Genomic DNA, 18,939 nt, shown 5'->3' on the forward strand with positions numbered 1-18,939 from the left:
GCCCGGAGAACCGCATCATGAATGCACCCCTTCCACGCGACCAGCCCGCACGCAGCAGCGGGCCGGAAGACTTCCATCTGGACGACAAGTACACGCTCGCGCAGGGGAGCGCCTTCATGAGCGGCGTGCAGGCGCTGGTCAAGCTGCCTATGCTGCAGCGCGTGCGCGACCAGCGTGCCGGCAAGAACACCGCCGGCTTTATCAGCGGCTACCGCGGCTCCCCTTTGGGCACCTACGACCAGTCGCTGGTCAAGGCGGGCAAGTACCTGGCCGCGCACCACATCACCTTTCAGCCCGGCGTGAACGAGGAGCTGGCCGCCACCGCGCTGTGGGGCACGCAGCAGCTGGGCTTTGCCCCGCCGGGCAGCAACAAGTACGACGGCGTGTTCGGTATCTGGTACGGCAAGGGGCCGGGGGTGGACCGCTGCTCCGATGTCTTCAAACACGCCAACATGGCCGGCACCACACCCTGGGGCGGCGTGATCGCGGTGGCCGGTGACGACCATGTGGCCAAGAGCTCCACCGCCGCGCACCAGAGCGACCATATTTTCAAGGCCTGCGGCCTGCCGGTGTTCTTTCCGGCCAATGTGCAGGAGATCCTGGACCTGGGGCTGCACGCCTTTGCCATGAGCCGCTTCTCCGGCGTGTGGGCCGGCATGAAGACGATCCAGGAGATCGTGGAGTCCAGCGCGACGGTGCAGATTGACGCCGACCGCGTCATCACCCGCATGCCCGCCGACTTTGCATTGCCCCCCGGCGGCCTGCACATCCGCTGGCCGGACCACGCGCTCGATCAGGAGGCCCGCCTGTTTGACACCAAGTGGTACGCCGCCTTGGCCTACATCCGCGCCAACCGGCTGAACTACAACGTTATCGAGGGGCCGGGCGGCGGGCGGGGGGATCGCTTTGGCATCATTTCCAGCGGAAAGGCCTTCAACGACACCCGCCAGGCACTGCTGGACCTCGGGTTGGACGACGACACCTGCCGGCGTATCGGCATCCGGCTGCACAAGGTGGGCGTGGTGTGGCCGCTGGAGGCGCAGCTCACCCGCGAGTTCGCCACCGGACTGCAGGAGATTCTGGTGGTTGAGGAGAAGCGCCAGGTCATCGAATACCAGCTCAAAGAGGAGCTCTACAACTGGCGCGCCGATGTGCGCCCCACCGTGCTGGGCAAGTTCAACGAGGTTCAAACGCCCGACCACTTCGGTTCGGGCGGCGAATGGTCCATGCCCAACCCCAGCGCCAACACGCTGTTGCGGGCCAATGCCGACCTTTCGCCGGCCATCATTGCCCGCGCGATTGCACAGCGCATCAAGAAGCTGGGGCTGGACGAAGGCACCGCGGCCCGCATCGACGCCCACCTGGCTGTGCTCGACGCGCAAGAGCGCTCTCTGCAGGCCATCGAGCTGCGGCATGGGCCCTCTGCGGTGCGCCAGCCGTGGTTTTGCTCCGGCTGCCCGCACAACACCAGCACCCGGGTGCCCGAGGGCTCGCGCGCCATGGCCGGCATCGGCTGCCATTTCATGACCATCTGGATGGACCGCAGTACCGAGGGATTTACCCAAATGGGCGGCGAGGGCGTGCCCTGGGTCGGGCAGCAACCGTTCAGTCACGACCAGCACATTTTCGCCAACCTGGGCGACGGCACCTACTTTCATAGCGGGCTGCTGGCCATCCGCCAGAGCATTGCGGCGGGCGTCAACATCACCTACAAAATTTTGTACAACGACGCAGTCGCCATGACTGGCGGCCAGCAGGTCGGCGAGCGGCCCGAAGGGCACTCGGTTGTGCAGATTGCGCAGAGCATGCGTGCGGAAGGTGCTATCAAAATCGTAGTGGTTACCGACGAACCGGAGAAATACGACCAGGTCGACGGCCTGCCTGAGGGCATTGCCATCGAACACCGCGACGAGCTCGACCGCATCCAGCGTGAATTCCGCGCCCTTAAAGGCACCACGGTCATCATCTACGACCAGACCTGCGCTACTGAGAAGCGCCGCCGCCGCAAGCGCGGCACGCTGGCCGACCCCGAGCGGCGGGTGGTCATCAACGATCTGGTGTGCGAGGGCTGCGGCGACTGCGGCGTGCAAAGCAATTGCATGAGCGTGGAGCCGCTGGAAACGCCTCTGGGCCGCAAGCGGCAAATCAACCAGAGCACCTGCAACAAGGACATGTCCTGCCTCAAGGGCTTTTGCCCCAGCTTTGTGACGGTGGAGGGCGGCAGGCTCAAGAAGCCGGCCAAGGCGCAGGCCGCTGCGCCGGCGTGGCCCGCTCTGCCCGAGCCGAAGGCCGCGCAGCTCGCGGGCCTGCCCGGCGGTGTGTGGGGCATTGTGGTGGCCGGCGTGGGCGGCACCGGCGTGATCACCATCGGCCAGCTGCTGGGGGTGGCGGCCCACCTCGAAGGCAAGGGCATCGTCACCCAGGACGCCGGCGGCCTCGCCCAAAAAGGCGGCGCCACCTGGAGCCATGTGCTCATCGCCGCAACGCAGGACGCCATCCGCACCACCCGCGTGGGCGCAGCTGCTGCCGATCTGGTGCTGGGCTGCGACCCGGTGGTGGTGGCCGGGCGGGAGACCCTGCTGCGCATGCGCCCCGGGCGCACCCATGTGGCGCTCAACGCCAACACCGTGCCTACCGCAGGCTTTGTCAACCATGCCGACTGGGTGAACCCCGGCGCGCAATGCCTGGATGACATCCGCCGCTCGGCGGGCGAGGCGTTTGTGGGCCACTTCGACGCCGACGCGGTGGCCACCGCCGTTCTGGGCGACAGCATCTACACCAACCCCATGATGCTGGGCTACGCATGGCAGAAGGGCTGGATTCCTTTGGGGCTGGCCTCGCTGATGCGGGCCATCGAGATCAACGCGGTGGCAGTGGACAACAACAAAACGGCGTTTGAGTGGGGCCGCCGCGCGGCGGTGGACTGGCCTGCAGTGCAGCGGGCGCTCGGTCTGGCGCATCCGGCAGAGCAGGTGGTGGCTTTTATGCCCCGACCGCACAATGGCCTGGATGCTAGCCTGGATGCGCTGGTTGAGCACCGCACGGCCTTTCTGGTGGCCTACCAGAACGCTGCCTACGCCCAAGCCTATGCCGACGTGGTGGCGCAGGTGCGGGTCGCGGAGTCACGGCTGGGCGGGGACAAGCTGCCACTGAGCGAAGCGGTGGCCCGTTACCTGTTCAAGCTCATGGCCTACAAAGATGAGTATGAGGTGGCCCGGCTACATACCGACCCCGCATTCCGCCGCAAAGTAGAAGCCATGTTCGAGGGCGACTTCACACTGGCCTACCACTTAGCGCCGCCTCTGTTGGCGCGCAAGAACGATAAGGGCGAGCTGCAAAAATCCCGTTTCGGCCCGGGCATGGGGTTTGTGTTCCGTTGCCTAGCGTCCTTGAAAGTGCTGCGTGGTACGCCTTTTGATGTGTTTGCCTACAGCCTCGAGCGCCGCGAGGAGCGTGCGCTCATCGCCGAATACCGCGCGGCCATCGAGTCGCTCTTGCCCAGCCTGAGCACCGCCAATCGCGACGCGGCAGCAGCGTTCGCCCGGGTGCCCGAGCAAATCCGTGGTTTCGGCCATGTCAAGGCGCGGCATCTTCAGGCTGCGCGGGCACAGTGGGCTGAGCGGCTGGCCGGCTACCACGCCACGCCTGCGGCACAGCACCCCCTGCCTACTTAGGGCCTTGACTGCCCCTGCGGGGGCAGCTGGGCCCGCGCTTACAATGGCCGGCCGCCTTGCGCTGCCCCTGTTTTACCGTCCCTTTTTTGTGGAGTTCGCCCGTGTTCATTTCTTCTGCTTTTGCCCAAACTGCTCCTGCCGCCGCTGGTGGTGACATGCAATCCTCCCTCATGAGCATGCTGCCTCTGGTGCTGATGTTTGTGGTGCTGTACTTCGTGATGATCCGCCCCCAGATGAAGAAGCAGAAAGAGCACAGGGCCATGATTGACGCCCTGGCCAAGGGCGACGAAGTTGTGATTGCCGGCGGCGTGCTTGGCAAGGTCAGCAATATGGGCGACAGCTATGTGGGCCTGGAAGTGGCGAGCGGCGTGGAAATCCAAGTCCAACGCAGCACCGTGGTGCAAGTTCTGCCCAAGGGCACCATCAAGTAAGCATTGAATCCTTAGCAAAGCGCGATCATGAACCGTTATCCGGTGTGGAAATACGCGATCCTTCTGATCGCGCTGGTGGTAAGCGGGCTCTACGCCCTGCCCAATGTGTTCGGTGAAGCACCGGCGGTTCAGGTGTCAGCTGCCAAGAGCGCGACCAGGGTCGATACCGCCTTGCTGGCGCGGGTTGAGCAGAGCATCAAAGATGCGGGCCTCGCCGCTGACGCCGTCACCCTGGAGGGCAACTCCATCAAGGCGCGCTTCTCGGGTACCGATACGCAGCTCAAAGCCAAAGACGCCATCCAGAAAGCGGTTAACCCCGACGCAGCCGACCCCGCCTTTGTGGTAGCGCTCAACCTGCTCTCTCGCTCGCCGGCCTGGTTAACCAGCCTGCACGCCTCACCCATGTATCTGGGGCTGGACTTGCGCGGCGGCGTGCACTTTATGCTGCAGGTCGACATGCAGGCCGCGCTCACCAAGCGCGCAGAATCTCTGTCGGGTGATATTCGTACCGTGCTGCGAGAGAAAAATGTGCGCCACAGCGGTATCAGCCGCAATGCCCAAACGATCGAAGTGCGCTTCCGTGATGCGGCTACCGCAGACGCTGCCAAACGCGTCATTGCGGACCAGTTTGCGGATCTGGAGGCCTCGTCCGCCCCGGACGGCGGCGATGTGAAGCTGGTGGCCACCATCAAGCCCGCCTCGGCCCGCACCATCCAGGAGCAGGCCCTCAAGCAGAACATCACCACGCTGCACAACCGTATTAACGAGTTGGGCGTGGCCGAGCCAGTGATTCAGCAACAGGGCTTGGACCGTATCGTCGTTCAGCTGCCCGGCGTGCAAGACACGGCCAAGGCCAAGGACATTCTGGGTCGCACCGCCACCCTGGAAGTGCGCATGGTGGACGAAGGCACCGAGGCCCGAGCCGCCGAAACCGGCACCGGACCTGTGCCCTTTGGCTCCGAGCGCTACCCCGACCGCGAAGGCCGCAGCGTGATTGTCAAGAAGCAGGTCATCCTGACCGGCGAAAACCTGACCGATGCCCAACCCGGCTTTGACAGCCAGACGCAGGAGCCCACGGTAAACCTGTCGCTGGATGCCAAGGGCGCCCGCATATTCCGCGACGTCACGCGCGAGAACATCAACAAGCGAATGGCCATTTTGTTGTTCGAAAAAGGCAAGGGTGAAGTTGTCACCGCGCCGGTCATCCGCTCCGAAATCGGTGGCGGACGGGTGCAGATTTCGGGCAGCATGACGACCGTAGAGGCCGCAGACACGGCGCTGCTGCTGCGGGCCGGCTCGCTGGCAGCACCCATGGAAATCATTGAAGAGCGCACTATCGGCCCGAGCCTGGGTGCCGAGAACATTGCCAAGGGCTTCAACAGCGTGACCTGGGGCTTTGCGGCGGTGGCCGTATTCATGTGTCTGTATTACATGCTGTTTGGTGTGATCTCCAGCATTGCGCTGGGCTTCAACCTGCTGCTGCTGGTGGCGGTGTTGTCCATGCTGCAGGCCACCCTGACCCTGCCTGGCATGGCTGCCATGGCCCTGGTGCTGGGTATGGCGATTGACGCCAACGTGCTGATCAACGAGCGTGTGCGGGAAGAGTTGCGCAACGGTGCCTCGGCACAGGCGGCCATTCATGCCGGCTACGACCGCGCATGGGCCACCATCATCGACTCCAACGTCACCACGCTGATTGCCGGCCTGGCCTTGCTGGCCTTCGGCTCCGGCCCGGTTAGGGGCTTTGCGGTGGTGCACTGTCTGGGCATCCTGACGAGCATGTTCTCAGGCGTGTTCTTCTCACGTGGGCTGGTTAATCTGTGGTACGGTCGTCAGAAGAAATTGAAAACGGTTTCCATCGGTACCGTGTGGCGGCCAGACACCACTACGCACACAACAACACCATAAAGGCGGTCCGGACATGGAATTTTTCAAAATCCGGCGCGACATTCCGTTCATGCGGAACGCGCTGGTGTTCAACCTGATTTCTTTCATTACCTTCGCGGTAGCGGTCTTCTTCCTGTTCTCGCGCGGCCTGCATTTGTCGGTGGAGTTCACCGGCGGCACGCTGATGGAAGTGAGCTACTCGCAGCCCGCGGACCTTGACAGGATCCGCAACACGGTGGCCGGTCTGGGTATCAATGATGTGCAGGTGCAAAACTTCGGAACCGCGCAGGATGTGTTGATCCGCATGCCGGTGCAAAAAGGCAGCACCTCCGGCCAGCAAAGCGAGAAAGTTCTTGAGGCGCTTAAGGCCGCAGATCCCACAGCAAACCTACGCCGCACCGAATTTGTGGGGCCGCAGGTGGGCGACGAGTTGGCAGTGGACGGCCTCAAGGCCCTGGCCTTTGTGGTGCTTGGCATCATGATCTACCTTGCCATACGCTTTGAGTGGAAGTTCGCGGTCGCAGCCATCATTGCCAACCTGCACGATGTGGTCATCATCCTCGGCTTCTTCGCCTACTTCCAATGGGAGTTCTCACTGCCGGTGCTGGCGGCCGTGTTGGCGGTGCTGGGTTATTCGGTGAACGAATCGGTGGTGATTTTTGACCGTATCCGCGAGAACTTCCGCCGCTACCGCAAGCTGAGCACGGTGGAGATCATTGACAACGCGATCACATCTACCATCAGCCGCACCATCATCACCCACGGCTCGACGCAGCTGATGGTGTTGTCCATGCTGCTCTTCGGTGGCGCGACCCTGCACTACTTTGCGCTGGCGCTCACCATCGGTATTTTGTTCGGCATTTATTCTTCGGTCTTTGTGGCGGCCGCCATTGCGATGTGGCTGGGCATTCAGCGCGAAGACCTGATCAAGGGGGGCGTGAAGAAGGACAACGACCCCAACGATCCGAACGCAGGGGCAGCGGTCTAGCGCCCTGCAGCCGCCGACATGGCCGCTGGCCCAGCGCTTACTCCCCGACTGCAACTCACGCGCGCCCTGCGCGAACGTTTTCTGGCCGATGCTGTAACGGCCGTGCAAGCCTTGGGCGCTGGGGTGCAGGACCGGCTCAGCGCGCTGCTCGACGAGCCTACGAATTCCCGCGAGGCCCAGCTCCGGCGAGACATCTGGACCGCCTACAAGCAAGGCCGGCCCCTCTGGCTGGAAGGCACCAGCCGCGCCTATCGCGCCTGCCTGGATCCGCCCGCTGCCCGTGCGGCTCACGAGCCCGCTCCCGAGCGGCTGGAGCTGGTCGGAACCGATATCGTCGAGAAGAAGATCCTGGCCTCGCGCATGGTGCTGGCAGTTAACGAACGGGTGCTGCCGCAGCTCGAGGATTTGCGTATCCGTATCAAATTTCTGGAAGGTACCGAGGACCTGGACGGCCACGACCTGCTGCGTCCCGAGGTGTTGGTGCTCTTGCTGGTGGAGGAGTGGGAGCGCGCCGGCATGCCCGGCGAGTCCTGGCCGCTGGTCACCGAGGTTGTGCAGCGACTGCTGATCGAGCACCTCAGCCGGGCCTACCAGCAGGCCAACGAGCTGCTCATACGCAAAGGGGTGATGCCCCATATCGAGCTCAAAGACCGGGTCAGGATGCCGGCTCGGGGCACGGGGCTGGCGCCTGCCGTGTCCCCTGCGCCCGTCGTACCCTCTGCACCGGCCGCGCCCACCGCGTCGGAGGTTGCGGGCTCACCCCTCGCGCGGGCCCGCAGCCGCGCGCAGGGCGTGATCGGGCAGATCCGCAAGATGCTGCAGGTCCACGCCGGCGGCTTTGCGGGGGTGGCGGAGCACGGCGCCCCATCGGCTGGGCTGGCGGCGGCGATCGTGCAGCAGCCCGCCGGCGCCGGTGTTCGCGCCGTTGCACCCACCCACTATGAAGATTTCAGTCCCGCCGGCATGGCGCGCGTGGCAGACGGCTTGCGGGGCCAGTCCGCTGCGCTCAAGCAAAAGGCAGAAACCAAGGCCGAGAAGGCGACCATCGAGGTAGTTACGCTGATGTTCCAGTCGATCCTGGCTGAGGAACGCATCCCACCGGGCATACGCGTCTGGTTTGCGCGCCTGCAGATGCCGGTGCTCAAGGTGGCGCTGGAGGACCCGGAGTTCTTTGCATCGGCTGCGCATCCCACGCGGCTCCTGATTGATCGTATGGGCTCGTGCGTGATGGGCTTCGATGCGGCGGGCGTGCATGGCAGCGCCATGGAGGCCGAGATCAGGCGCATCGTGCAGGTCATCGAACAGTACCCTGAGGCCGGCAAGAGGGTCTACCAGATCGTGCTGGACGAGTTCCAGAAATTCCTCGCCAAGTTTTTGACGGAAAAAAGCGCGACGCAAAAAATGGTCGGCGTGGCCCAGCAGGTGGAGCAAAAAGAGACCCTGGCAATCCAATACACCATCGAGATGCGCAATATGCTGCGCGACATGCCGGTGCCCGATGACATCCGTGAGTTCCTGTTCAAGGTCTGGGCGGAGGTGCTGGCGGTGGCAGCGGTGCGCAAGGGGCCGCAGCATGCGGATACCCTGCAGCTCAAGAAGTCAGCATCTGATCTGGTGTGGGCCGCCGGCGCCAAGCCCCAGCGCACTGACCGCGCGCGGGTGATTCAGGACCTGCCGAACCTGCTGCAACGCCTGCGATCGGGCATGACGCTGCTGGCTATCCCGCTCGCAGACCAGGAAGTGCAGCTCAAGCGCATCAACGAGACGCTGGCCGATGCCTTTATGTCCAAGACGCAGGCGATTGCGCAGGACAAGATCGACGCCATGGCCCAGCGCCTGGGGCACTTGGAGGACTTTGTCTCCGAAGACGGTATGGGCGACCTGCCGCTGGACGCCGAGAGTATGGAGATGATGCTGGGCATCGACACGGCCGCACTGGAGGTGGTGTCCGCCGGTGGCGCCAGGCCTAAGCCTGCCACCGTGGCCTGGGCCAAGGAGTTGGAGCTGGGTAGCTGGTTTGTTTTGGACCACCTGCACCAGCTCAATCAGGTGCAACTGGCGTGGCGCAGTGAGCGCAAGCAGCTCGCCCTGTTTGCTGCGCCATCGGGCAAGTGCTTTTTGATTCAGGCCGGGCGCCTCGCCGGCTACCTGCAGTCGGGCTTGCTGCTGCCGCGGGAGGAAGAGACGCTGACGGTGCGCGCCTCGCGCGATGCCCTGGCGCAGATCGAGGCGCACCCCGAGCGACTGCTGAGCTGAATCCTGCGGACCCCCCGGCCCTGCCGGATCAGTGAATGGTGCGCTCTTCGTGGTCTTCGCAGAGCTCGTCGAGCGCCAGAGTGTCAGGCTCCTCGCCGAAGCTCCAGAACACCATCAGGATGATCAGCTTCAGGTCGTCGAGCGCCACCGGAGCGCCCAGCACTGCGAGCGCCCGGTCCATCACCACTTCGCGGATATGGGCGGGCAGCATGCCGGCGCTCTCCATAAAGCTGATGTAGCCCAGGCAGGCGGGCCCGAGGTGGTTTTGCTCCTGCACTGAATAAACCCGCACGCTGTCGGACGAGGGGATGTGCAGCCAGGTGCTGTGCAGCACGGTGGGGGTATCCGCAGCCGCCGGGCGGGCAAAGCGCGCCGCGGTGGTCAGGCCGGAGAGCCAGTCGATGGCTTCGGCTATTTCCTCCGCCTCAAAGCCTACGGCGTTGAGTTTTCTCTGTAAGTGAGCGGGTTCGGGGTAACCGTCATCCGCATAGTAGTTTTCGTAAACAAAGGCGAGGACTTCAAACATGGAGGGCAATATAGCGCAGAAAAAACGCTGCCGACCACGGGGTCTGAACTGCCCCCCTTTTCCGCGTTTTGAGGGGTGTTTAGCGGGCGCTAAGCGCTCGCCAGGCGCTGAAATTTGCCGCCCGGCAGCCGCCCGACCAGCCCCGCGAGCTCCAGCCCCATCAGCAAGGCCTGCAGCGTGGCGGTATCCATGCCGCTGCGGGCCTGGAGGGCGTCAAGGGTGGTGGGCTCAAAGCCCAAGGCGTCCAGCAGCCCCGCCTCCAGGGACGAGAGCGCAGGCAATTCCTGGGGCTGGCCGCCCTTGGGCCGGGCAGTGCCGTAGGCTTGCCCGCGGGCACGACCCTGCGCGGCGGGCTGGGGTGGCGGCAGCTCCTCCAAAATGTCTTGCGCGCTCTCGACCAGCTTAGCGCCCTGCTTGATCAGGGCATGGCAGCCACGCGCCTGGGTGGCATGGATGGAGCCGGGGATGGCGAACACGTCTTTGCCCTGCTCGACCGCCAGCCGTGCAGTGATCAGCGAGCCCGACTGGAGCGCCGCCTCCACCACCAGCGTGCCCTTGCACAGGCCGGAGATGATGCGGTTGCGCTTGGGGAAGTTGGCCGAAAGTGGCGGCGTGCCCAGCGAATATTCGCTGAGCAAGAGGCCGTTCTCTGCAATCTGGTGGGCCAGATCGAAATGGGCCTTGGGGTAGACACGGTCGAGCCCGGTGCCCACCACCGCAATGGTGGCCAGGCCCCTGCCGGAATAGCCCGCAAGCGCCCCTTCGTGGGCGGCGCCATCGATGCCCAGTGCCAGCCCGGAGGTAATGGTGAGTCCGGCGCGACCCAGGGCCTCGCTGAACTGCCGCGCGTTCTGCACGCCCTGCGGCGTCGGGTTGCGGCTGCCCACCACCGCTACTCCGAAAGCGGCGCAGTGGGCAAAGGCATCTTCGAGCTGTTCGATGCGGCCCATGGCATAGAGCATCAGGGGCGGGTCCTCGGTGTCGAGCAGGGCCTGCGGGTAATCGATATCGCCCAGGGACAGCACGCGGCGGTGGTCGGGCGCGGCCTCCAGCCATTGGACCGTACGCTCAAGCAGATCGTCCAGGCCTGCCGGCACCTGCAATAAGGCCTGGGCCTGCTGCCCGGACACGCATTGAAGGAGCGCCGGCTCCGAGGCCTCGAACACCGCCTGCGGCAGCCCGAAGTGGGCCAACAGTTTGCGCGCGCTCACATCGCCCACGCCGGGCGTGAGGCCAAGCCGAAGCCAGGCGCGCAGTTCTTCTCTATCCACCGTGGTGCTCTCCCGGGTGGGGCTTAGCGCGGGTTGACGAGGCGGTCGCCCACGCGCACGCCGTCGGTGATTTCCAGAATCAGGGCGTAGGACACCCGCTCGTAGCTGCTGAACACCATCAGCAGGCCGTTGCGCTCGTCGGGCAGCTTCATCAAGGACTTGCCGGTTTCTGTCTTGTCCAGCAGCTTGGCGCCGTCTTTCTGGATGGCCAGTACGTGGCCGTTCCCGATGCCGTCGCGCTTACCGAGGTTGATGGCCACCACCTGGTTCTGGGACGCATTGACGATGGACGCGCTGCCATAAACCGACACGATGCGCCCATTCACCCGCGCAGTCGGGGCGTGGGGTGTGTAGCTGGCAAACTGGCGCGGCGGCTCGGGTAGCAGGCGGTCGCCTACGCGCATTTCCTCTTTGGCCGAAATGATGTCGATGGTCGCAGGCACCACCGCGCTGATCGGAGTGCCTTCTGGGCCCATGACCTCGGTGCTGCTCTCGCCCCGCACCAGCGTGGCTTTGCCGACATATTGAGCTTCATAGGCCAGCACCTCGCCGGTGGCGGGGTCCTTCAAGGCGGTGGCATTGCGAAAGACGCGCAGGCGTTGTTCGGCGGGTTTGTTGTCGAGCAGGGGCGAATCGGTGCCGCGGGCATAGGCGCGGTCACCGCGGGCCAGCAGCACCCGCTCTTCCTGGGTAGCCACGATACGGGCCGCGCCGCTCAGGCCCTCCGCGTCCACAATCATCGGCTCAGCCAGAAAGGCCTCAATCACGCTGGTGCGCAGGGCGGGCAGGGCCGTGTCGGGCAGGTTTTCGACGCGCGTACCAGGGCTCAGGCGGACAGTCACGGGGGCTGCCCCGCCGGCGCCGACTGACTTCGCCAGCTTGAGGGTGGCCAGGCCGTTCGTCCGCTCCAGCAGAAGCAGCTGGCCGGGGTAGATGCGGTGCGGATTCCTGATGTCTTCGAGATTCATGCCCCAGAGCTCGGGCCAGCGCCAGGGGCTCTTGAGAAACAGCGACGAGATGGCCCACAGGGTGTCGCCGTTCCTGACGGTGTAGCGATCGGGCGCGTCCGCCGCGATTTCACTCAAGGGCACGCCCTGCTGCGCCACCGCCACCGCGGTCTGGCGCTGCGCGTCGGTCACGGTGAGGGCCTGGTTTTGCGCCCATGCCGCGGCGGTAGTCAACGCACCGGTCAGTGCTGCCAGGGCGGCAACTGCCCGCCGGTATTTCGCCATCAGGTGTGTCGTCATAGGATGCAGGGGGGTGGTGGAACTTGATAATTTACGCGCAATTTTGCGCTCAAGCCCTTGATTCAGCAACGCTTTCGCGCCGCCTATCCTGCAGGCTGGCGTAAAAGTGGCGAAAATACCCACTTCCCCGGGACTGTATTCATGGCACTTCTTCCTATTCTTTGTTACCCCGACCCTCGGCTGCATACGGTTGCCAAGCCGGTTGCCGCCGTGGACGAGCGCGTGCGTACCCTGATCGCTGACATGTTGGAGACCATGTACGAGGCCAAGGGTATCGGCCTGGCCGCCAGCCAGATCGATGTGCACGAACGCCTGATCGTCATTGACGTGTCGGACAACCGCGACCAGCCGATGGTGCTGATCAACCCCGAACTCATCTGGACCAGCCCCACCACGCACCTCAATGAAGAGGGCTGCCTCTCGGTGCCCGGCATTTATGACGGCGTGAACCGCTTCGACGCGGTGCACTGCCGCGCCTTGGACGGGGAAGGCCAGAGCCGTGTGATTGAGGCCGACGGACTGCTGGCCATCTGCATCCAGCACGAAATGGACCACCTGATGGGCAAGGTGTTTGTGGAATACCTCTCGCCCCTCAAGCGCAACCGCATCAAGACCAAAATGAACAAGGCCCGGCGCGAGGAAGCGCGCTAAGTGCTGCCCGGCAGCCCCCCGGTGCGCATTATTTTTGCCGGCACGCCGGAATTTGCGCGCCTGGCGTTGGAGGCGCTGCATGCGGCCGGCCACACCATGGCCCTCGTCTTGAGCCAGCCCGACCGTCCCGCCGGCCGCGGCATGAAGCTGCAGGCCTCCGCCGTCAAACAGTTTGCCTTGGAGCACGGTATCGCGGTGGAGCAGCCGCGCAGCCTGCGCTTGGATGGCAAGTTTCCCGATGACGCGGCGCAGGCCCGCCAGGAGATTGCACAGGCGCAGGCCGATGTGATGGTGGTGGCCGCCTACGGGCTCATCCTGCCCCAGTGGGTGCTCGACGACATGGCTGCGCCCCATGCAGACGGGCGGCCGCGCCGGGGCTGCCTCAATATCCATGGCTCGCTCCTGCCGCGCTGGCGGGGGGCCGCGCCGATTCACCGCGCCATCGAGGCGGGCGACGCGCAGACCGGCGTCACCATCATGCAGATGGACGCGGGGCTGGACACCGGCGCCATGCTGCTGAAGGAGTCGCTGCCCATTGCATCGGACGACACCACCGCCACCCTGCACGACAAGGTGGCCGCGCTGGGCGCGCGCCTGATCGTGCGGGCTCTGGACCTGTCATCGGCCGGCGGTCTGCAAGCGGTGCCGCAGCCACAGGACGGCGTGAGCTACGCGCACAAGATAGAAAAAGAAGAAGCCCCCATCCGCTGGACTGAGGACGCCGAGCGCATCGTGCGCCGCATTCGTGCATTCAACCCCTTTCCCGGAGCGAGCACCAGCCTGCACGGCGAGACCATCAAGGTCTTGGGCGCCTCGGTAGACACCCCAGGGCCCGGTGCCCGGAACATTGCAGATTGCGGACAAATTGTGGCGCTGAAGCCCGAGGGTATTGCGGTAGCTGCTATGAATTCTGTAGTGCTGCTGACCGAGCTCCAGCGCCCGGGCGGCAAGCGCATGGCGGCGGCTGACTTCCTGCGCGGCAGCCCGGCGACGGTTGGCGCGCGCTTTGCCTTGCCCCACGCCACTGCGCAGAGCTCTCTGCACCCTGCGCCAACCCCCACGACCCCGGAGGCTGGATGATGTTTTTGTCGTCCGAGCACCGGCGCCACCCCGAGTACCGGCGCGGCTTTCTCGACATGGCAGGTGCCGCCACCGGCATTGCCGCCTGGGGGCTGATGACCGGCGTGGCCATGGTCAAGTCCGGGCTCAGCACGTTGGAGGCCTTGCTCATGGCCCTGACCGTCTTCGCCGGAAGCTCGCAGCTGGCCGCCATCCCGCTGATTCAGGCCGGCGCGCCGGTGTGGGTGATTCTGGCCACCGGCCTGTGCGTCAATCTGCGTTTTGTGGTGTTCAGCGCCCACCTGAGGCCGTATCTGATGCACCTGCCGCGCCGGCAGCGACTCGTCATTGGCTACCTCGCCGCCGACCTGACCTATGTGATGTTTACCAAACGATTTCCGCAGCCCGCCAGCAACACGGCCGAACGGGCCGCGCAGATGGCTTATCTGGCAGGTAACAGCGGCATCAACTGGGTGAGCTGGGTAGGCAGCTGCGTGCTCGGGGTGGTGCTGGCAAACGCGATACCCACCGCCTGGGGGCTGGGATTTGCCGGCATCCTGGCGCTGGTGGGCATCGTGGCTTCCCTGGCCACCAGCCCGATGCGCTGGATGTCGGCGGGTGTTGCCGGCATGGCGGCGGTGGCTGCCTTTGCCTTGCCGCTCAAGCTCAATATTCTGGTCGCCATTGCGGCAGCGGTCGCGGTGTGCCTGCTGCTCGAAGGCCGGCTGCCGGGCGCCGCACCCCGGGAGGCCAAATGATGGACTGGATGCTGGAGGGTACCGACACCCGTACCGTGCTGATCATCGTGGGGCTGACTTGTGTGACCGTGCTCACCCGGGCGTTCTTTTTCATCCTCGAAAAAGACTGGGCGCTGCCGCCATGGGCCCAGCGCGGCTTGCAATACGCGCCGATTGCCGCGCTGGCGGCAGTGATCGTGCCGGAGGTCGTGATGGTGCAGGGGCAGCTGATTGGGACCCTGCAAGATGCCCGCCTGTTTGCGGTGGCCGGCGGGCTGACCTATTACTTTGTCCGCGGCGGCCGGGGGCAGGCGGTGCTCGGCACGATTGTCTCGGGCATGCTGGTGTATCTGCCGCTGCATCTGGGTCTGGGCTGGTAGGCCCTGCTCGTGAGCCATCCCGGGCTCTTTTGGGCACTTCTACAATCCGGGCACTGCCGCAGCGCAGCTCTTCTCTTATCGAACCTGAGGTGTTTCCCCCATGCAAGTGATCCGTTTTTCTGATCTGGTGTCCCAAGGCCAGGTGGCCGGCAAGCGCGTGTTTATCCGTGCCGATCTGAATGTGCCGCAAGATGACGCCGGTCACATCACCGAAGACACCCGCATCCGCGCCAGCATTCCCTGCATCGAGATGGCGCTGAAGGCGGGAGCGGCGGTGATGGTGACCAGCCACCTGGGCCGCCCCACCGAAGGCGAATTCAAGCCCGAAGACTCGCTCGCCCCCGTGGCCCGCCGCATGGGCGAGCTGATGGGCCGCGAGATTGCGGTGATTGCGCACTGGACTGAGGGCGTCACCGTGGCGCCGGGCGAGCTGGTGATGCTCGAGAACTGCCGCGTCAATCAAGGTGAAAAGAAGAACAGCGAAGAGCTCGCCCGCAAGATGGCCGCTCTGTGCGACATTTTTGTGCACGACGCCTTCGGCACCGCCCACCGGGCCGAGGCGTCCACCTACGGCATCGCCCAGTTCGCCCCGGTTGCCTGCGCCGGCCCGCTCCTGGCCGCCGAAATGGACGCCATCAGCAAAGCACTGCTGGCGCCGGCGCGCCCCCTGGTTGCGATCGTGGCGGGCTCCAAGGTGTCAACCAAGCTCACCATCCTCAAGAGCCTGGCCGCCAATGTAGACCAGCTGATTGTGGGCGGCGGCATTGCCAACACCTTCATGCTGGCCGCCGGCCTGAAAATCGGCAAGAGCCTGGCCGAGCCGGACCTGCTGGCCGAGGCCACCGCCGTCATCGAGGCCATGAAGGCCCGCGGCGCTGCGGTGCCCATTCCGACCGACGTGGTGACAGCCAAGACCTTCGCGGCCGACGCGCCGGCCTCCATCAAGGCCGCCACCGACGTGGCCGACGATGACCTGATTCTGGATATCGGCCCGCATACCGCGCAGGCCTTGGCCGAGCAGCTGAAGAAGGCAGGCACCATCGTCTGGAACGGGCCTGTAGGTGTGTTTGAGTTCGCCTCTTTTGAGAACGGCACCAAGGTGATTGCCGAGGCTATCGCGCAGAGCAGCGCTTTCAGCATTGCCGGTGGCGGCGACACGCTGGCGGCCATCGCCAAGTACGGCATCGAGAAGCAGATTGGTTACATCTCAACCGGCGGCGGCGCGTTTCTGGAAGTGCTCGAAGGCAAGACACTGCCGGCGTTTGAGATTCTGCAAAAACGCGCAGCTGGCTGACGCGCTATCAAAACAAGAGCTGGCTGCGCAATTAGCGCGGGCGATTGAGGCACTTCCGGCCTGAAACCGGAGGTGCTTTTTTATGCCCGGGGGTGGTTTGGGATTGGTTTGAGGGGCTGAGAACTTGTGCCCTGTATGTAACAAAGATACATGCAGGCGTGCCAGAATCAGTAACAACCACAAGGAGACACCCCATGCCGCGTCGCGCCACCAAAATCGTTGCCACTCTCGGCCCCGCCTCGAGTGAGCCGGTCATTCTGGAGCAGATGATCCGCGCCGGCGTGAACGTTGTGCGCCTCAATTTCAGCCACGGCAAGGCGCAGGACCACATCGATCGCGCCCGCATGGTGCGCGAAGCCGCCCAGCGCGCCGGCCGCGAAGTGGCCATCATGGCCGACTTGCAGGGCCCCAAAATCCGGGTGGGCAAGTTTGCCGAGGGCAAGGTTTTCCTTGAGCCCGGCCAGAAATTTGTGCTGGACGCCAGCCGCACCGAGCTGGGCGACATCCACGCCGTTGGCCTGGACTACAAGTCGCTGCCCCAGGAAGTCAAGGCCGGAGATGTGCTGCTGCTCAATGACGGCCTGATCGTGATCACCGTGGACGCAGTGACCGGCCAGCAGGTGCATACCACCGTCAAACTCGGCGGCGAGCTCTCCAACAACAAGGGTATCAACAAGCAAGGTGGCGGCCTGACTGCGCCGGCGCTGACCGGCAAGGACATGGAAGACATCCGCACCGCCATGAGTTTTCAGGCGGACTATGTGGCGGTGAGCTTCCCCAAGAGCGCCACTGACATGGAAATGGCGCGCCAGCTGTGCAACGTGGCGGCCGCTGAATACAACCACAAGCCGGGCCTGATTGCCAAGATCGAGCGCGCCGAGGCCATCCCCAAGCTCGAAGAAATCCTGCGCGCCTCCGACGGCATCATGGTGGCCCGCGGTGACTTGGCGGTCGAGGTGGGCAACGCGGCCGTGCCGGCCCTGCAAAAGCACATGATCAAGCTGGCCCGCGAATTCGACAAGGTGGTGATTACCGCCACCCAGATGATGGAGTCCATGATCACCAATCCGGTGCCCACCCGAGCCGAGGTGAGCGACGTGGCCAACGCTGTGCTCGACGGCACCGACGCGGTCATGCTGTCCGCGGAGACCGCCGCCGGCAAATACCCGCTGGAGACGGTGACCGAGATGGCCAAGATCTGTCTGGCCGCCGAGGGCAGCGAAATGGTCAAGCTCGATGCCGACTTCACCGGCAAGACCTTCACCCGCATCGACCAGTCCATCGCCATGGGCGCGCTCTTCACCGCCTACCACCTGGGCGCCAAGGCCATCGTCGCCCTGACCGACAGCGGCAGCACCGCGCTGTGGATGAGCCGCCACCTGATCCATGTGCCCATTTACGCGCTCACGCCCAGAGTCAGCACCCAGCGCAAGATGACGCTGTACCGCAATGTGCGCCCCCTGTTGATGGGCACCAGCGCCGACCGCGATACCGCGCTAATGGACGCAGAACAGCACCTCAAGAAGCGCGGCATTGTGCAGCCCGGCGATGTGTACGCCATCACCTGCGGCGAGCCTATGGGCGCTCCCGGCGGCACCAACATGCTCAAGATCTGCGCGGTGAGCTAGAGGCCGCCCGAGAGGGTAAACCCTCGGAAGGTAGAATCCATTTTCGGTAAAAGTTACCACGCGGTTACCAAGTAGTCACCAAGCAGTCACCCGCTCGGGCCGCCCGCGAATTCTTAACTTCTGGGGATAGAAAAATGGCACTCGTTTCCATGCGTGAGCTTCTCGACCACGCGGCAGAACACAGCTACGCAATTCCTGCGTTCAACGTCAACAACCTCGAGCAGGTGCAGGCCATCATGGAGGCCGCCAAGGAAGCCGGCGCCCCGGTGATCATGCAGGCCAGCGCCGGCGCCCGCAAATACGCCGGTGAACACTTCCTCAAGCACCTGATTCAGGCGGCCGTTGAGGCCTACCCCGAGATTCCGGTGGTCATGCACCAGGACCACGGTCAGAACCCCGGCGTCTGCCAGGGCGCAATCGATCTGGGCTTCAGCTCGGTGATGATGGACGGCTCGCTGGAGGCCGACGGAAAAACCATTGCCAGCTACGAGTACAACGTCGCGGTGACCCGCCAGGTGGTTGATCTGGCCCACAAGCTGGGTGTGACCGTGGAGGGCGAGCTGGGCTGCCTGGGTTCCCTGGAGACCATGAAGGGCGACAAGGAAGACGGCCACGGCACCGACGCCACCATGACCCGCGAGCAACTGCTGACCGACCCCGAGCAGGCTGCCGACTTTGTGAAGCGCACCCAGCTCGACGCGCTGGCCATTGCCATCGGCACCAGCCACGGCGCCTATAAGTTCACCCGCGAGCCCACCGGCGACATTCTGGCCATCGAGCGCATCCAGGAAATCCATCGCCGCATCCCTAACACCCACCTGGTAATGCACGGCTCCAGCGCGGTGCCGCAGGAATTGCTGGCCGCCATCAACCAGTACGGCGGCAAAATGGCCCAGACCTGGGGCGTGCC

Annotated in this window: 15 protein-coding genes; 12 read left to right on the plus strand and 3 right to left on the minus strand. The window is 64.6% G+C overall.

What is annotated here, in order from left to right:
• Positions 1 to 17: 17 nt before the first annotated feature.
• The 5 genes from Q0O05_RS03575 (at position 18) to Q0O05_RS03595 (ending at position 9,236) form a co-directional block, all read left to right on the plus strand.
• On the plus strand, positions 18 to 3,674 hold the full coding sequence (locus Q0O05_RS03575) for an indolepyruvate ferredoxin oxidoreductase family protein (RefSeq protein ID WP_293660521.1): 3,657 nt from the start codon (positions 18 to 20) through the stop codon (positions 3,672 to 3,674).
• A 101-nt stretch (positions 3,675 to 3,775) separates the two neighbouring features.
• On the plus strand, positions 3,776 to 4,105 hold the full coding sequence (yajC, locus tag Q0O05_RS03580; protein WP_293660522.1) for a preprotein translocase subunit YajC: 330 nt from the start codon (positions 3,776 to 3,778) through the stop codon (positions 4,103 to 4,105).
• Between the two features lie 27 nt (positions 4,106 to 4,132).
• Entirely contained in the window at positions 4,133 to 6,013 is a 1,881-nt protein-coding gene (secD, locus tag Q0O05_RS03585) for a protein translocase subunit SecD (RefSeq protein ID WP_293660523.1), read from the plus strand.
• Between the two features lie 13 nt (positions 6,014 to 6,026).
• Positions 6,027 to 6,980: a protein translocase subunit SecF gene (secF, locus tag Q0O05_RS03590; RefSeq protein WP_293660524.1), complete on the plus strand. Its 954-nt coding sequence runs from the start codon at positions 6,027 to 6,029 to the stop codon at positions 6,978 to 6,980.
• 18 nt (positions 6,981 to 6,998) lie between these two features.
• Positions 6,999 to 9,236: a DUF1631 family protein gene (locus tag Q0O05_RS03595; protein ID WP_293660525.1), complete on the plus strand. Its 2,238-nt coding sequence runs from the start codon at positions 6,999 to 7,001 to the stop codon at positions 9,234 to 9,236.
• 28 nt (positions 9,237 to 9,264) lie between these two features.
• Here the strand turns inward: Q0O05_RS03595 and Q0O05_RS03600 are convergent, their stop codons facing one another.
• From Q0O05_RS03600 to Q0O05_RS03610, 3 genes are all read right to left on the minus strand, one after another.
• Positions 9,265 to 9,762, minus strand: coding sequence for a DUF494 domain-containing protein (locus Q0O05_RS03600; protein ID WP_293660526.1), 498 nt, complete (start codon positions 9,760 to 9,762; stop codon positions 9,265 to 9,267).
• Between the two features lie 89 nt (positions 9,763 to 9,851).
• A complete protein-coding gene (gene dprA / locus Q0O05_RS03605) occupies positions 9,852 to 11,033 on the minus strand; it encodes a DNA-processing protein DprA (RefSeq protein ID WP_293660527.1) in 1,182 nt (393 codons plus the stop codon).
• 23 nt (positions 11,034 to 11,056) lie between these two features.
• Entirely contained in the window at positions 11,057 to 12,280 is a 1,224-nt protein-coding gene (locus tag Q0O05_RS03610; protein ID WP_293660528.1) for a LysM domain-containing protein, read from the minus strand.
• Between the two features lie 141 nt (positions 12,281 to 12,421).
• Here Q0O05_RS03610 and def point away from each other — a divergent pair, with 141 nt between their 5' ends.
• The 7 genes from def to Q0O05_RS03645 all read left to right on the plus strand — a co-directional run.
• On the plus strand, positions 12,422 to 12,931 hold the full coding sequence (gene def / locus Q0O05_RS03615) for a peptide deformylase (RefSeq protein WP_293660529.1): 510 nt from the start codon (positions 12,422 to 12,424) through the stop codon (positions 12,929 to 12,931).
• Positions 12,932 to 12,952: 21 nt separating this feature from the next.
• On the plus strand, positions 12,953 to 14,011 hold the full coding sequence (fmt, locus tag Q0O05_RS03620; protein WP_293660535.1) for a methionyl-tRNA formyltransferase: 1,059 nt from the start codon (positions 12,953 to 12,955) through the stop codon (positions 14,009 to 14,011).
• The gene (locus Q0O05_RS03625) at positions 14,011 to 14,748 is read left to right on the plus strand and encodes an AzlC family ABC transporter permease (protein ID WP_293660530.1); all 738 of its coding nucleotides are present in this window, start codon (positions 14,011 to 14,013) and stop codon (positions 14,746 to 14,748) included. The genes fmt and Q0O05_RS03625 overlap by 1 nt, the downstream gene beginning before the upstream one ends.
• Positions 14,745 to 15,107, plus strand: coding sequence for an AzlD domain-containing protein (locus Q0O05_RS03630; protein WP_293660531.1), 363 nt, complete (start codon positions 14,745 to 14,747; stop codon positions 15,105 to 15,107). The genes Q0O05_RS03625 and Q0O05_RS03630 overlap by 4 nt, the downstream gene beginning before the upstream one ends.
• Positions 15,108 to 15,207: 100 nt before the next feature.
• Entirely contained in the window at positions 15,208 to 16,401 is a 1,194-nt protein-coding gene (locus tag Q0O05_RS03635) for a phosphoglycerate kinase (RefSeq protein ID WP_293660532.1), read from the plus strand.
• A gap of 194 nt (positions 16,402 to 16,595) precedes the next feature.
• A complete protein-coding gene (gene pyk, locus Q0O05_RS03640) occupies positions 16,596 to 18,029 on the plus strand; it encodes a pyruvate kinase (protein WP_293660533.1) in 1,434 nt (477 codons plus the stop codon).
• 134 nt (positions 18,030 to 18,163) lie between these two features.
• Positions 18,164 to 18,939, plus strand: a 776-nt coding sequence (locus Q0O05_RS03645) for a ketose-bisphosphate aldolase (RefSeq protein ID WP_293660534.1), incomplete at its 3' end; no start/stop codon positions are given.

It is taken from the genome of Rhodoferax sp. OV413 (genome assembly GCF_945881795.1).
In the GTDB taxonomy this organism is placed as follows: Bacteria; Pseudomonadota; Gammaproteobacteria; order Burkholderiales; family Burkholderiaceae_C; genus Allorhodoferax.